This is a genomic window from Mangrovimonas sp. YM274, assembly GCF_030908385.1.
In the GTDB taxonomy this organism is placed as follows: Bacteria; Bacteroidota; Bacteroidia; order Flavobacteriales; family Flavobacteriaceae; genus Mangrovimonas_A.
Genome location: NZ_CP133091.1, coordinates 1,422,078 through 1,437,884 on the forward strand (window position 1 = coordinate 1,422,078; position 15,807 = coordinate 1,437,884).

Sequence of the window (15,807 nt, forward strand, 5' to 3'; positions counted from 1 at the left end):
AAACTGTTTTTAACTGGATGAAACGATTAGTAGCTGGGCTTTCTATGATTTGTGCAATAATAGGCTTTGAGGGGTGTTCTGATAATAACGCTTCTAAGAATGCCTTGGTTGGTGAATGGAAATTGACTTCTTGGAGTGCGGATGTATCAATGGACTTGAATAATGATGGTGTTGAAAATGTCAATCTTCTCAAAGAAACGACTTGTGCAAATAATGAGCTTTTGAAGTTCGAAAGTAATGGCATTGTGGCCTCTGAAAACACATTCAACCCAACAGTCATGATTTCAGAGCTGGATGGGGAAGAAGAGGTTTCCTATGAGGTAGAAGTTGAATGTGCCGAAGGAGTTATAGGTTTTGCAACAGATTATGTCTATAATACTGCAAATGGCAATGTTCAGATAGGAGAAAATACTGCGGCAACAATTGGAGAAAACACACTGACCATAGTGTATGAAAATGCGATAGAAATATATAATACAAATCTATCTGAAGTGGTGGCGACAAAAGATTTGACTAAAGTGTACACCAAACAGTAAAGAAGAAACTCACAAACAAAAAACCGAAGCCTTGTATTAAGACTTCGGTTTTTTTATTATATCCTGATACCTACCGGTAGCATTTTTTTATATTGTCTGTGTCTTCTTATGAACTTTGCTATTTCTGGACTAGTTGGAACTACACTAATATTTCGGTCCTGAATGTCCGCGAAAACCAACTTTAAAAAATCCTCAGCAAACTTATCAGACTCCACAGTTTCTGGAATAATAAGCTTGGTTAGAAAAATTTTACGGTCTTGAAGCGAATACTCAATTTTAGCAAGTTCGTTGTCGATTTTTAGTTCGTATTGACGTAAAAAATCGTTGTCAATTAATTCAGCTGCATCAATCATAGTTAATTATTTATTTTAAGGGTCAGTGGGGAAACAAAAAAACATTTCTGTAGTTTTGCAGTGCAAATTTACAAAATTTATTACATATATTAAAGCCCTGTAAAGGTTAAGTGTTTAGTAGATAAAACTTTAGGTTTTTTAGGGGCGTTTTTGGTTTGCAACCAGGTTTTATTGTTGAACTCTTGAGATTGGAATTACAAGGAATGAGCGAGGAGATTATACACGTTTACATGATGCCGGGCATGGCAGCAAATCCAACAATTTTTGAACATATTAAATTGCCTGAAGAACAATTTGAAATCCACTGGCTAGAATGGATAATGCCAGAAGATGATGAAAGCCTATCTCATTATGCGCAGCGCATGGCTGCTAAAATTAAACATACAAATGTGGTGCTTTTAGGCGTTTCTTTTGGTGGTATTTTGGTTCAGGAAATGAGTAAGTTTATACCGGTAAGGAAATTAATTGTGGTTTCCAGCGTTAAGGGTAGCTATGAGTTACCTAAACGCATGAAAATGGCAAAATTTACAAATGCTTACAAATTATTGCCTACACAATTGGTCAAACATGTTGAGACCTTAAGTAAATATGCGGTGGGTAAAACAATGTCCAAACGAGTAGAGTTGTATAAAAAGTATCTATCGGTTACGGATAAGCAGTATTGGGATTGGGCGATTAAACAAGTAATATCTTGGGACCAGAAGGAAGCCCACCCTAATGCTATTTATATCCATGGCGACAAAGATGGGATATTTCCACATTCCTGTGGGGGTAATTGTATTGTAGTGAAAGGAGGTACCCACATAATGATTGTGAACAGATATCGTTGGTTTAATGAACATTTGCCTCAACTAATTTTGAGTTAACGAGCAAAGAATGAGGGATTTTTAATAAATTTATATAAAAACAGGATTATGAAGACTTTGAAAAATATTTTAGCAGGTTTAGGTTTAATTTGTGTGTCTGGGCTATTTATTTTCGCAACACAAAAATCAAATTCAGATAACCTTTTAACAGAGCCTACTCATTACATCAACGACTATAATGTCTATGCCTTGAGTGTGCCGGAAAACTTAAATTTTGCTGGTGAATTGGTACCTTTGGAGAATCCCGATATCTATGAACGGATGGATAGGGAGCTATTAGTGAATACCTATTGGCAATCTAATGGATTGCTGCTGTTTAAACGCGCACATAAATACTTTCCTGTAATTGAACCTATTTTAAAAAAGAATGGTGTTCCGGACGATTTTAAATATTTGGCAGTAATTGAAAGTGGCTTGACCAATGCTGTGTCTCCGGCTGGAGCCAGAGGTGTTTGGCAAATTATGCAAGCGACCGGGAGAGAAAACGGATTGGAAGTAAATGATAATGTTGACGAGCGTTATCACCTTGAAATGGCAACGGAGGTGGCCTGTAAGTACCTTTTGGAGGCGAAAGAACAATTTGGTACATGGACCCTAGCGGCAGCAGCTTATAATGCGGGTATCAATGGGGTTTCCAGAAGATTGGAAGAGCAAGGCGTGACTGATTATTACGATTTGCTTTTGGGAGAGGAAACTGGGCGCTATTTGTTTAGGATAGTGGCATTGAAAGAAATTTTAAACCACCCAAGTAAATATGGCTTCAACTTTAAGCAAACAGATCTTTATACTCAAGTTCCAACTTATAAGGTAAAAGTGGATACTGCAGTAACTGATTTTTCAAAATTCGCAAAGGATTTTGGAATCAATTACAAGATCTTGAAAATTCACAACCCTTGGCTTAGGGAACCACATTTAAATAACAAGTCTAGAAAAGAATATTTTATAGAAATCCCTAAGGATGGCTATTACCAGACGTCGAAACCTTAATGATAGAATTTGTAAAAAGTAATTTTTGGACAATAATTTTAGTATTTAACTATCTTTTGGCAGCTTCAGCAGCTGCCACAATTTTGTCTAAAAATATCAATCCTACTAAAACCATCTCATATATTTTGACTTTGGTTTTTTTTCCATTTTTGGGATTGATTGTGTATTACTTTTTTGGACAGGAGTATCGTAAGAATAAAATATTCAACAGAAAACATATTCTCAACCAAAAGATTATCAAATCGCTTCAAAGGGATTTTGAGTTGGATTTCAGGCAAATGGCCAAGCTAGATGATTTTTTGGGGGATAAGATAAAATTGGTCAATCTTTTAAAGAAGAGTGAAAATTCACCATTAACCCTGCATAACGATGTAGAACTCCTTATTAATGGAGATGAGACCTTTGACTGCTTGTTGGAAGATTTAAAAAGAGCAAAGGATCATATCCATTTAGAATATTACATTTTTATTGATGATGATATTGGTTCAGAAATTATTGATATTCTATGTAAAAAAGCTTTGGAAGGTGTAGCGGTGCGGTTTAGTTTTGATTCTGTTGGAAGTAAACTGTCCAATGCCACCCGAAACAAATTGAGTAATAGTGGGGTGGAATTCCATCCCTTTATGCCTGTGCTTTTCAAGAAGTTTACAAGTAAGATGAACTATAGGGATCACCGGAAAATAGCAATTATTGATGGTAAAGTGGGGTATCTTGGGGGAATTAATATTGCAGACAATTATTTGAACAAAAGGAAGAAGAATAAACATTTCTGGAGGGATACTCACGTTAAAATAACAGGAGCGGCTGTAAAGCCCTTACAGGTACATTTTTTGACAAATTGGGAGTTTGTATCGGGACAATCGTTTAAGGTATCGAAAAATCTATTTCCGGAATCGATAGCGACTCCTGGACATGTTGCCGTTCAGATTGCTGCCAGTGGGCCAGATACAGATTGGGCCAATATTATGGAAGCTATTTTTACAGCTATAAATACGGCTGATAAATACGTGTATATCACAACGCCGTATTTTATTCCCAACGAACAAATTATTACAGCTTTACAGGTAGCAGCCAAAAGTGGTGTGGATGTAAGGCTTTTGATTCCCAAGATATCTGATTCTTGGACCGCCAAATATGCCAGTAACTCTTATTTGGAAAGCTTGTTGGAGGCCGATGTTAAGGTATATCGTTATACAAAAGGGATTATCCACGCCAAAACAATTACCGTAGATGGTGTGTTTTCATCCATAGGGACTTCTAACATGGATTACAGGAGTTTTAATATCAATTTTGAAATTAATGCACTTATCTATAATAACGAATTTAGTACGCTGTTGGAAAATCAATTTATGAAAGATTTAAAGGATGCGGAACGGGTTGATTTTGAAAGATGGAAATCCAGGCCATTTCATCAAAGGGTAAAGGAATCTTACTGCAGGCTATGGTCTCCGCTTCTGTAAATGATGGTTATTGTCTATCTGTTAAGAGGCTTTTCTTGAATTCTTCAAATAGGAAAATAAGTTCTTTGATATGGTTTTCGGTGTAGGCATAGGCTTGTTTGGTCTGGTCCATATCAAAAGAAAATAAAGAGAATTTTTTATCCAAAGCCATGAGCTGTTTGGTGCTGGAAACAAAGAAACAGGCAGGTGCCCCAAACGAGTGTTTATAGGTTTTTATAATACTGTTGGATAGGTTTTCGGTTTCGTCAATGTAGGTGATGGTTACATATCTATTGTAGTTGCCTGTAATTTTCTTTACATTTTTTTTAGTACCCCAATACAGTACAATAATTTCAACTTGGTCTCTGTAGGCTTCTGCAATGGTGTTAATGGCTTCTATTTCTTTTTCAACGGGGAAATCCCAAGTAGTTTTGGTAATTAAGAGGAAAGGATTTTTAATATCATCTGTTTCCAAGTTTCCGCCAGAAACCTTTGGTAGCTTAAGGTTGGGGATAAAAGTATTTAGTAGATGGTTTGCCAAAAGAGAGTCAAAGAGTATTTCAGCCAATTCATAATCCTTGTTTTCAAATGCTAGATTACTCTTTTTTACATAGGGTTTCAAATGTTGGGAAAGGGCGTCGTTGAAGTAGACTTTATTATCCTGGGAGTAGGCTAAAAAAGTAGAGGCAAACAGTAATATTGTAAACATTCTAAGCATATGTAACAATATTTTATTAATGAGCAGTTACCTAAAGTTACAAAACCATACAATAAATCCAAAGGTTATTCGTTTAAACTTATTGTTATTTAACGATTTATAAATTATTAAGAACAAAAAAAGCACTGTAAATACAGTGCTTTATTACTTTTATAAGGTTTGGATGTAAAATCCTAACGCCTTCTTCCGTGTCGCATGGAGCCGTAGTGTTGGTTCGGCATTTGAGCTTTCTTCATGCTGTCTTTCATCATTTTTATCTGGTCTGTCAACATACCGCGTTTGTCCAATTTTTGCGCTTCACCAAGAAGAATTTTAGCTTCCTGGGGTCTTCGTTTACTAAATGCAATACCTGCCAAATTCAATTTGGCCATAGCCAGATCATGATCCATTGCCAACCCAAGGGATACTGCCTTTTTGAAAAATTTCTCAGCTTCGTTCATATTGGTTTGAGAAACCATGATCCCGTGCAGATAATTGTAATAACCTTCTTGTTTTTTTACTAAGGCACTGGATGGATTTTTAATTTTACTTAGCCATTTCTTAGCGCCTTCAAAATCTTGTTTTCTTAATTTAAGAAAGGCTAATAGTATGAACTCATTCTTAAAGTAAAAGAATACAAACACCAAGGAAAGTAGGATAAGCATAATGCCATTTCCTATATAACTTTCAGTGAATTGATAGATGGCATAACCAAATATTAAGGCAGCTATGACTAGTTTGATATTTTTGTTGTACATTACCTAATAAAATTTAAGTCTGCAAAGTTAATAAAAAGTATTGAAAATATTTTTTGCTTTTGGTTTGCTAGAGTAAAAAGTCTTTGTATATTTGCACGCAGTTTTTAGAACGGCTATAAAACTTAGTTACAGTAATAAGCAAAGAAGATTTTAAAGATATAAGACAATGAGTAAAAGAACGTTTCAACCGTCAAAAAGAAAGAGAAGAAACAAACACGGTTTCAGAGAAAGAATGGCTTCTGCTAATGGCAGAAAGGTACTTGCTCGTAGAAGAGCTAAAGGAAGAAAGAAATTGTCTGTATCGTCTGAACCAAGACATAAGAAATAATGATTGACAATTGTTAATATATTAAGGTGTTGCTTAGGTAACGCCTTTTTTTATATCATTTTGATAACTATTTTTGTAAATAATTTATTCTCTCATAAAAATGCCAAAAAATAAAAACATAAATTCTGTACTTCTCATAGGATCGGGACCAATCATTATTGGTCAAGCATGTGAATTTGATTATTCTGGATCGCAGGCGCTTAGATCTCTAAGAGAGGATGGAATAGAAACGATTTTGATTAATTCGAACCCGGCAACCATTATGACCGATCCTGCCATGGCGGATCACGTGTACCTATTGCCGTTAACTACAAAATCAATTATTAAGATTTTGGAGGAGCACCCTCAAATTGATGCCGTATTGCCAACCATGGGAGGGCAGACTGCATTGAACTTATGTATTGAGGCCGATGAAAAAGGAATTTGGGAAGAATACAACGTGGAATTGATCGGGGTGGATATCGATGCCATCAATATCACGGAGGATAGAGAGCAGTTTAGAGATTTAATGACTAAAATTGGAGTGCCAATGGCACCCCAAGCTACGGCAACTTCATTTTTAAAAGGAAAGGAAATAGCGCAAGAGTTTGGATTCCCATTATGTATTCGCTCGTCGTTTACATTAGGTGGAGCAGGAGCCGCTATTGTCCATGATGAAGCAGATTTTGATGAGTTGTTAAGTCGCGGACTTGAAATTTCACCTATCCATGAGGTGATGATTGACAAAGCCTTATTAGGTTGGAAAGAGTACGAGTTGGAGTTGTTGCGCGATAAAAATGACAATGTTGTTATTATCTGTACTATTGAAAATATGGATCCAATGGGAATCCATACAGGAGATTCTATCACGGTAGCTCCAGCCATGACATTATCAGATACGGCATTCCAACGCATGAGAGATATGGCTATCCATATGATGCGAAGTATTGGAGATTTTGCTGGAGGATGTAATGTACAGTTTGCTGTAAGTCCAGATGATAAAGAGGATATTATTGCAATCGAGATTAACCCTCGTGTATCTCGCTCATCGGCTTTGGCTAGTAAAGCAACTGGATATCCTATCGCTAAAGTAGCTTCTAAGTTGGCAATTGGTTATACCTTAGATGAATTGAGTAACCAGATTACAAAGTCAACTTCAGCATTATTCGAACCTACTTTGGATTATGTAGTGGTTAAGATTCCGCGTTGGAACTTTGATAAATTTGAAGGAAGCGACCGTACCTTAGGATTACAGATGAAAGCTGTAGGAGAGGTAATGGCCATTGGACGTTCATTCCAAGAAGCACTTCATAAAGCGACCCAATCATTGGAAATCAAGAGAAATGGTTTGGGAGCCGATGGAAAAGGCTATAAAAACTACGACCAAATCATCGACAAGCTTACACATGCTAGTTGGGACCGTGTATTTGTAATTTACGATGCTATTCAGTTGGGTATCCCATTGAGTAGAATTCACGAAATTACTAAAATTGACATGTGGTTCTTAAAGCAATATGAAGAGCTTTACCACCTAGAAAAAGAAATCTCTAATTACAGTATTGATACCATTGAAAGAGACTTGCTTCTTGAGGCTAAGCAAAAAGGATATGGAGACCGCCAAATAGCACACATGTTGAACTGTTTGGAGAGTCAGGTACACAGCCGTAGAGAAGAACTTAATATCAAACGAGTGTACAAGTTGGTTGATACTTGTGCTGCAGAGTTTAAAGCGCAAACACCTTATTACTACTCAACTTTTGAGAATAGTGTAGAAACTGCCGATGGAAACGTTTATTCAGAAAATGAAAGTGTAGTTTCGGATAAGAAGAAAATTATCGTATTAGGATCTGGACCAAACAGAATTGGACAAGGGATTGAGTTTGATTACTGTTGTGTGCATGGTGTTTTGGCAAGTGCCGAGTGTGGTTACGAAACCATCATGATCAACTGCAACCCTGAAACGGTTTCAACAGATTTCGATATTGCAGACAAATTATATTTTGAGCCAGTATTCTGGGAGCATATTTACGACATCATTAAGCATGAAAAACCAGAAGGTGTAATTGTTCAGCTAGGCGGTCAAACGGCCTTGAAATTGGCAGAGAAATTAGACCGTTACGGTATCAAAATTATAGGAACAAGCTTCCAGTCTTTAGATTTAGCTGAAGATAGAGGTAGTTTCTCAACCTTATTGAAAGAAAACAACATTCCTTATCCACAATTTGACGTGGCTACCACAGCAGATGAGGCCTTGGCAATTTCTGATGTATTGGATTTTCCAATCTTGGTGAGACCGTCTTATGTATTGGGTGGACAGGGAATGAAGATTGTTATCAACAGAAATGAGTTGGAAGAGCATGTAGTGGATTTATTACGCACCATGCCAGATAACAAGCTGTTGTTGGATCACTATCTAGATGGAGCAATCGAAGCTGAAGCAGATGCCATTTGCGACGGTGAAAATGTATACATCATTGGTATCATGGAGCATATTGAACCCTGTGGAATCCACTCTGGGGATAGTAACGCTACCTTGCCACCATTCAACCTTGGTGAGTTTGTAATGCAGCAAATCAAGGATCATACTAAAAAGATTGCTTTGGCATTGAACACGGTTGGATTGATCAACATTCAGTTTGCTATTAAAGATGATACAGTATACATCATTGAGGCTAACCCAAGAGCTTCTCGTACGGTGCCATTTATTGCCAAGGCTTATGGCGAGCCTTATGTGAATTTTGCTACCAAAGTGATGCTTGGAGAGAAAAAGGTAACAGATTTTGATTTCAATCCTCAATTGGAAGGATATGCGATCAAGCAGCCGGTATTCTCTTTCAACAAGTTCCCGAAAGTGAATAAAAAATTAGGGCCAGAGATGAAGAGTACAGGAGAAAGCATCTTGTTTATAGATAGTTTAAAGGATGATGAATTCTACAATCTATATTCAAGAAGAAAGATGTACTTAAGTAAATAATTCATCATTTTTCGATGAAAGGTAAGTGAGGGTATTTAAAAAATTAGTAATTTAGTGTTAACATAGGATGAGATTATGAGGATAAAATTACTAGGTTTTAAAATATTATGTCTCACACTACTAACGTTTTATTGTGTTGAAGCACATAATGGAAGCAATTTTGAAATGACTGTGTCTAATGAGTTAATGTCTGAAAGTACAGTTTTATTAAACACGCTTCAGGATGACAATTTGGAGTTTACAATTTCCCCAAATCCAGCATCCACAAAATTGAATATTCGCTTGCCAAAGGGCTTGCAAAATGCCCAAGTGAGTATTTTTGATGTGCTAGGAAAAAAGGTGTACAGCCAAGAATTGAATTCCTTAACAGCTTCAATAGATGTATCAAAATGGAATAGTGGTGTGTATCTTGTTAAGGTGTCAACAGACACTTTTAAACAGACCAGAAGGTTTGTTAAACAATAAAAGATAATCACTTTATATAAATATAAAAGCCACCTGAAAAGGTGGCTTTTTTGTTTTGAATCTTCTACATAATTTATTCATTTTCAGAATCGGCACGTTTAATAATTGCTTCGGGAAGTGCTTTTTTGGCTTTTGCTCCCAATTTTTTCAATTTTTCAACACTTGTAATTAAATTACCACGTCCATCAACTAATTTGTTCATCGCGGCTGAGTAGTCTTTTTTGGCGTCGTCCAATTTTTTTCCAACACCAGTTAAATCCTTTACCAAACCTTCAAATTTGTCATATAGCGCACCTGCCTGTCTGGCAATTTCAATAGCGTTTTGCTGTTGTTTTTCATTGTTCCACATCGTGTCTATCGTTCTCAACGTGGCCAATAAAGTAGAAGGTGTTACAATAACGATGTTCTTTTCAAAGGCTTTATTGTAAAGTGTATTGTCATCATTTATGGCAACGGCAAAGGCAGGTTCAATAGGAATAAATAACAGCACGAAATCAGGAGATTCCATGTCGTATAAATCGTGATAGTTTTTCTCTGAAAGCTGATCTACGTGGCGTCTGATAGAATTTACGTGGGCTTTTAAAAATTGTGGGCGGTGTTCCTCATCTGCATTTACAAAACGCTCATAATCTGTTAAAGATACCTTACTGTCAATAATCATGCGTTTGTTGTCCGGTAGATGCAATACCACATCTGGTAACACCCTTTTGCCGTCTTCCATTGTGAAATTTTGCTGGACAAAATATTCCCGATCCTTTTCCAAACCTGATTTTTCAAGGACGCGTTCCAAAACCAATTCTCCCCAGTTTCCTTGCATTTTACTGTCGCCTTTTAAGGCCTTTGTAAGGTTGGTAGCTTCTTTGGTCATTTGTTGGTTAAGGTCCTTTAAGCCCAACAACTGTTCTTTTAAGGCAGAATGCATACTTATGCTTTCTTTTTGGCTGTCCTCCACCTTTTTCTCGAACACTTGAATTTTTTCTTGGAGTGGATTCAAGATATTCTTGATGTTTTCCTTATTCTGAATGGTGAACTTTTCCGATTTTTCATCAAGGATTTTAGTAGCCAATAACTCAAAATCTTTTCGGAGTTGTTGTTGGCGTTCTTCAAGTTCTTCTTCACGTTTTTGGTTGAGCTGTTGAAGGTTTTCGTACTCTGAGTTCCGTCTTGCCAATTCCGTATTCAAAAACTCTTTTTCACGACGAATGTCCTCACGTTCGGCTTCAATTTTTGAAACCATCCCCTTAAGTTCATTGAGTTGCATACCATATTGCTCAGATTGCTTTTGGAGTTCAGTGTCTGAAGAAAGTTTGAAATCCTGTAATTGTTGTGCAAGGTTGGCATTGCGTTCCTCCAAGGTGCTTTTTTCCCCTTTGCTTTTCAGTTTGGTGAAGGTCATACCAATATAAGTGCCAACTCCAGCCGATCCAGTCATGGCTAGAATAAGTATTAGATTGTCGCTCATTTAAAATTGAAGTTTGTCCAAAGATAAATGTTTAGTTGGAAGAATATATCTTGAGAAAGAAGAAATCATCATGCTCCACCTAAAGTACTGAACTGGTAATTCTGATATCCGCCTCACTCCAAGCTTGATTGAATTCATTTAAAATGGCTTGGGCCTCTTCAATTTTATCTTGTGCTAGCAGACTTTTATGAAGCCCGATCAAGGACCAACCATTTTGACGTAAATTTTCAAGGTCTTGTTTGTAGACTTTTTCGGCTTCTTCATATTGTTCGGCCTTTAATAAAACGGCTCCTAGGTTTTGGCGTGGCGGGATATGCCATTCGGAAGGTTCATTGTAGACTAAATTATCTTCTATTTCTACAGCTTTTTCTAGATGACTGATAGCTGAGTCTAAGTTGCCTTTTTCTGCTTCCAATTCGCCTGCTACAACCTCGTAAGCGAGTTTTGCTATGGTGGTTCCAGAATCAAACCCCGTAGCTAGATTGGTTTCCATGTCTGGATCCTTGATCAGGACGGAAATGGCCTCCAATTCCTCTTCAGCTTCAATAATATTGTGTTTTCTTATGAAAGCAATCCCTCTTGTATAGTGCCAAATTAGAGAAAGGTGTTTTATTTCAGAGTTTGGTTTTGGAGTGGTTAAAATATCATTCCATTTTCCAAACCTTGTGTAGGCTAGCAGGGGTGTTGACGCGAAATTTTGAAGGAAATGAAGGTCTTTCATTTCCCCAACAGGAACTTTTTCGGCTGTTTTTTTTGCGGCATCAATGGCGATTTCACTTGCTCCTAACAAACTGGAAGCGGACCATAGAAAGTGAATGTTATGTGGATAATACCCTAAAGGGTACATACCTTGGGCATAACATTGAGAAATATAATCCTCGTCCGCTATAATTGCTTTTTGATTGGCTATTACAGCATCCTTATATCGGCCAACTCTAATGTAAATATGTGAGGGCATATGGACAAGGTGTCCCGCCGAGGGCATTAGTGTACCTAATTTTTCGGCGCTGGGAACCGCTAGATCCGGTTTTGGTAATTCTACCATATGAATATAATAATGGTGCGCTCCAGGATTATTGGGGTCTAGCTCTATGGCTTTTTCTAATGCGGCTTTGGCCTCAGGGATGTTGGCCGAAGGTTTACCAGATTTATCCCAGTAGTTCCATGGAACCGTATTCATAACTGAAGCTGCGTAAAGAGTTTGTATATCAGAATCGGAGGTGTAGGTGTTGGCTACCTTGGACATGGCTTCCATGTAAGCAAGATTAAGATCTTGGATATCCGTTGTGAGATTTGTTGAATAGCGATGGTTTAGGGCATTGATCAAGTCTTGTTCTTTTTGCGTGCTGTTAACAGATAATTCTAAGGCTTTGGCAATGGCTTCATTGGCTTTGGTTTTTCTGTCATCATCAGGAGCTGGATCGTTAATATTAGGGCCTAAAACGTAAGCTTGTCCCCAATAGGCCATGGCCAAATCAGGATCAAGGCGAGAGGCCTCCATAAAAGATCTGTGTGCTTCAGCATGATTAAAACCATAGGTAAGACGTAGCCCTTGATTGAAAAATTTTTGGGCCATATCATTTTGGGTGCTTACGGTGTAGGTATGATTTCCTAGGTTTTCGAAAAGTGGGGATATTTGACTGCTAAAATCTATGTCTTCCAACATAAAATTAGCAGGCGTACAACTAATGGCATTAAGGCCAACTTGGTCAGGGTACTTGTATGCTTCTTCTGTATTGTTGAAATGAATAAACGTTACAATGATGGTAAGTGAGGACAATACCAGCAAAATTAATTTAGTTTTCATGACTATTGAGGATAAAAATTAGATGCAAAGAACTTATCCAAACAAATAGGTGAAAATTTTTAAGGTAGATTTAAAACGTTGGTTTATAGTTTACTAAATGTAGTGAAATTATGACGATAATGAAAGGTTTTTTATTTCTTCACTTTAAAACTGCCCGTGTCAAAATCAAAAACAATTAAATCTTTAGGAAAGAGTTCGTTAAAGATACCTTTAGAAATTAGGTTTTTTGGAGTGTCCAAAGTAACCTCAGAATTGGTCATGACAATCATGGAGTCACACAGCTGAATAGCTAAGTCTATTTCATGAGAAGAAAACAGAATGGTCTTTTTGGTTTCTTTTACCAATCTTTGCAATAGCTTCAGAATATAGGCTTTGTGGTACATGTCCAAATGTGTGGTGGGCTCATCCAGAATGATTAAATCGGTGTCTTGGGCAAGGGCCCTGGCAATCATGGCTTTTTGGAATTGTCCATCACTGAGTTCAAAACACTTTTTGTCTTTTAGGTCCGCTATATTAATTTGAGAGAGACTTTTATTGACTATAGAAATATCGGTTTCATTTAAGTTGCCAATCCAATCGGTATAGGGGTGTCGCCCTAGGGCTACCAATTCAAAAACAGAAAGATTTTTGGAAGCAATTTTTTCAGTAAGCACTAAACTTAAGGTTTTTGCTAAATCTACAGGGCTGTAATGAGACAGATTTTTTCCGTTGAGCAGAATTTGCCCAGTTAAGGGCTTTTGAACTTTGGTGAGGGTTCTTAATAGGGTTGATTTCCCGATACCATTGGCACCAACCAAGCCAATAAGCTGGCCTTGCTTCAATTCCAAATTGACTCCAGACCTTACTACATGCTGAGACTTTTTGGAACTGTACCCAATAGAAAGATTTTCTGTAGAAAGAATGGTATGTTGCGTATCTAAAGCCACTTATTGTGTATTGTTAAAACATCATTTTTCGTTTTCTCACCAACAGCCAAATGACTACAGGAGCTCCAATTAAAGAGGTGATAGCATTAATTGGAAGCGTAAAATCACTATGGGGCAATTGAGCAATGCTATCGCAGATAAGCATGACGATAGCTCCCAGCAAAAATACGGCAGGCAATAATATTTTATGGTTCGAAGTGTTGAAAACCTGACGAACCATATGTGGAATGGCTAGTCCGATAAATGCTATAGGGCCTGCAAAGGCTGTAATGGTCCCTGCCAAAAGACTTGTAGCAAAAATGATGACCAGTCTACTTTGTTTAATATTTAGTCCTAAACTTTTGGCGTAGTTTTCGCCTAATAGTAAAGTGTTTAAGGCTTTAATTGAAGTAACGCTTAATAGTAACCCCAAAGCGTAAATACAGAAGAACACCAATAGTTCATGCCACGAAAGATTTCCTAAACTACCGAAGCCCCAAAAGATATACTGTTGTAATTTTTCTGCAGAACTAAAATAGGACAGTACACTTACAACTGCCGAGGTAATGCTCCCAAACATCAATCCTATTATTAATATAGCCATAGTATCCCGGACTTTTATGGACATAGCCAATACAGCTAAAAGCACCAGTAAACTACCTAAACTTGCCGCTATAACAATACTCCATTTAGACATTAAAAACGTGGAGAGGAAGCCTCCAAAAGTCCCTGCGCCTAATATAACAAGGGCGACTCCCAAACTCGCCCCAGAGCTAATACCTAATACAAAGGGGCCTGCCAAAGGATTTCTAAATAGAGTTTGCATCAATAAGCCGGAAATACCTAAACCAGATCCCACCAGAATAGCAGTAATGGCTTTGGGTAGCCTAAAGTTGAGGATGATGTATTGCCAAGATTGATTTTCGATTGTCCCAAAAAGGCTATTGAAAATCTCCTTTAGCGGAATAGAAACCGACCCTAAAGAAATGTTTACAAGAAAAGAAATAGCTAGTAACAATACCAACAGCGTAAATGAAATGTTATATGTTTTGAGCGTGTTATTCAAGAGGTTTGAAAAAATGTGGTTGATAGTCTTCTAGCAAATCTGGGTGACATATTTTTACAAGGTCTTTCAAAACAAGGTCGGGTCTTGCCGTACCCAATTCGTAATAGGTGACACCACCGGTTGGACCAGTTGTATTTACGAAAGAGTATACTTTTTTATTGATGAAGGCATCAAATTCCGTGTAATGGGGATTGGCCTCCTGTAAAGCTTCAAAGGAATTGTAGTAGGAAGGGCTCAACCAAATATCGGCCGATTTTCCTTTTGCAAATACAGATTCAAAACTTAAGGAAAGACTACCGCTACTTTGGGTGTCCTTCCATAAATAATTAACATTGGCGTCATTCAGTAACTGCGCTTCCGGACTTGTTCCGCTTGGCAAATACCAAACATCCTTGTACATGGCACCACTTAAAACACTTGGTTGCTGTTTAACGTTGGCAGCAAGTTCTTTCGCCTTGAGGTAGTCTGATTCTATTTGGTTGAATATGGAATCAGCAGCTTTCTGTTTATTGTAGAGCACTCCAAAAAACTTAATCCATTCAGCTTTAGCTAAGGGAGAACTTTCAACCCAGTCACCATTGTAAATAACAGGAATACCAGCTTTTTTGATAGTTTCAAAGGTTTTGTTGTTTCCGTCAATGCCAAAGCCAATCACCACATCTGGCTGTAGCTCCAATAAGATTTCGGTGTTTAGGTTTTCGTTTTTTCCCAGTTCCCTAATGCTGCCTTCATCAATAAGTTTTCGAGTTTTAGGGGAAGAAATGTATTCCGTACCAGGAAATCCAATTAGCGAAGTTTCTTCTTCCAGTAACTCCAAAGCGGGAATATGAGTAGTAGAGGTCACTACCATACGCTCAATAGGTAAAGGGATGATAGCATCAAATAAATTAGCATCAAACGTGATGCTGGGCAATACATTTCTGTGGACTAAAGCATATCTGTATTGTTTACTGGCGTTGGGCCATGGATCTGTAATGGTGAGTACCTTGAAGTTTTCGTTGTGTACAATTGAAAACCCTTTGGCATATTTGAATTGCGAGCGGCTTCCATCCATTTTTTGGTTGGGAATGGTTTGTTTGTCGTGTTTACAGCCAAACAGGCCCAAACAAAATAGTATTAGAAACAGAGGTCTCACAGGTATCAATTTTTTCACATGTCAAAAATAGGATTATTTGTGCTTTATAG

Annotated in this window: 15 protein-coding genes; 7 read left to right on the forward strand and 8 right to left on the reverse strand. The window is 37.5% G+C overall.

Going from position 1 to position 15,807, the window contains the following annotated elements:
- Positions 1-17 precede the first annotated feature (17 nt).
- Positions 18-536 carry a hypothetical protein gene (locus RBH95_RS06215; RefSeq protein WP_307901819.1) on the forward strand — a complete coding sequence of 173 codons (519 nt, stop codon included), beginning with the start codon at positions 18-20 and terminating at the stop codon, positions 534-536.
- A 56-nt stretch (positions 537-592) separates the two neighbouring features.
- Here RBH95_RS06215 and RBH95_RS06220 read toward each other — a convergent pair whose 3' ends face one another.
- Positions 593-889, reverse strand: coding sequence for a GNAT family N-acetyltransferase (locus tag RBH95_RS06220; RefSeq protein ID WP_307901820.1), 297 nt, complete (start codon positions 887-889; stop codon positions 593-595).
- Between the two features lie 203 nt (positions 890-1,092).
- Between RBH95_RS06220 and RBH95_RS06225 the strand changes: the two genes are divergently transcribed.
- The 3 genes from RBH95_RS06225 to cls are packed head-to-tail and all read left to right on the forward strand — an operon-like array spanning position 1,093 to position 4,202.
- Positions 1,093-1,755 (forward strand): alpha/beta fold hydrolase, encoded by a 663-nt coding sequence (locus RBH95_RS06225; RefSeq protein WP_307902238.1) that lies wholly within the window; start codon positions 1,093-1,095, stop codon positions 1,753-1,755.
- 48 nt (positions 1,756-1,803) lie between these two features.
- Complete coding sequence (locus RBH95_RS06230) at positions 1,804-2,742, forward strand: lytic transglycosylase domain-containing protein (protein WP_307901821.1); 939 nt, start codon at positions 1,804-1,806, stop codon at positions 2,740-2,742.
- Positions 2,742-4,202, forward strand: coding sequence for a cardiolipin synthase (gene cls / locus RBH95_RS06235; RefSeq protein ID WP_307901822.1), 1,461 nt, complete (start codon positions 2,742-2,744; stop codon positions 4,200-4,202). Before RBH95_RS06230 ends, cls begins: the two co-directional genes overlap by 1 nt.
- Positions 4,203-4,209: 7 nt before the next feature.
- Here cls and RBH95_RS06240 read toward each other — a convergent pair whose 3' ends face one another.
- Positions 4,210-4,890, reverse strand: a complete 681-nt coding sequence (locus RBH95_RS06240) for a hypothetical protein (protein WP_307901823.1) — start codon at positions 4,888-4,890, stop codon at positions 4,210-4,212.
- A gap of 182 nt (positions 4,891-5,072) precedes the next feature.
- Positions 5,073-5,636, reverse strand: coding sequence for a DUF2892 domain-containing protein (locus RBH95_RS06245; protein WP_307901824.1), 564 nt, complete (start codon positions 5,634-5,636; stop codon positions 5,073-5,075).
- A gap of 166 nt (positions 5,637-5,802) precedes the next feature.
- Here RBH95_RS06245 and rpmH point away from each other — a divergent pair, with 166 nt between their 5' ends.
- The 3 genes from rpmH to RBH95_RS06260 all read left to right on the forward strand — a co-directional run bounded on the left by rpmH (position 5,803) and on the right by RBH95_RS06260 (position 9,382).
- A complete protein-coding gene (gene rpmH / locus RBH95_RS06250) occupies positions 5,803-5,964 on the forward strand; it encodes a 50S ribosomal protein L34 (RefSeq protein WP_076663569.1) in 162 nt (53 codons plus the stop codon).
- A 100-nt stretch (positions 5,965-6,064) separates the two neighbouring features.
- A complete protein-coding gene (carB, locus tag RBH95_RS06255; RefSeq protein ID WP_307901825.1) occupies positions 6,065-8,917 on the forward strand; it encodes a carbamoyl-phosphate synthase large subunit in 2,853 nt (950 codons plus the stop codon).
- Positions 8,918-9,082: 165 nt separating this feature from the next.
- Positions 9,083-9,382 (forward strand): T9SS type A sorting domain-containing protein, encoded by a 300-nt coding sequence (locus tag RBH95_RS06260; RefSeq protein WP_307901826.1) that lies wholly within the window; start codon positions 9,083-9,085, stop codon positions 9,380-9,382.
- A 73-nt stretch (positions 9,383-9,455) separates the two neighbouring features.
- On the opposite strand, the gene RBH95_RS06265 is transcribed toward RBH95_RS06260, so the two are convergent.
- The 5 genes from RBH95_RS06265 to RBH95_RS06285 form a co-directional block, all read right to left on the reverse strand.
- A complete protein-coding gene (locus RBH95_RS06265) occupies positions 9,456-10,844 on the reverse strand; it encodes a DNA recombination protein RmuC (protein WP_307901827.1) in 1,389 nt (462 codons plus the stop codon).
- Positions 10,845-10,923: 79 nt separating this feature from the next.
- Positions 10,924-12,651, reverse strand: coding sequence for a tetratricopeptide repeat protein (locus RBH95_RS06270; RefSeq protein ID WP_307901828.1), 1,728 nt, complete (start codon positions 12,649-12,651; stop codon positions 10,924-10,926).
- A 131-nt stretch (positions 12,652-12,782) separates the two neighbouring features.
- A complete protein-coding gene (locus RBH95_RS06275) occupies positions 12,783-13,577 on the reverse strand; it encodes an ABC transporter ATP-binding protein (protein WP_307901829.1) in 795 nt (264 codons plus the stop codon).
- Positions 13,578-13,590: 13 nt separating this feature from the next.
- Entirely contained in the window at positions 13,591-14,622 is a 1,032-nt protein-coding gene (locus RBH95_RS06280) for an iron ABC transporter permease (protein WP_307901830.1), read from the reverse strand.
- Positions 14,615-15,757, reverse strand: a complete 1,143-nt coding sequence (locus RBH95_RS06285; protein WP_307901831.1) for an ABC transporter substrate-binding protein — start codon at positions 15,755-15,757, stop codon at positions 14,615-14,617. Before RBH95_RS06285 ends, RBH95_RS06280 begins: the two co-directional genes overlap by 8 nt.
- Positions 15,758-15,807: the final 50 nt, after the last annotated feature.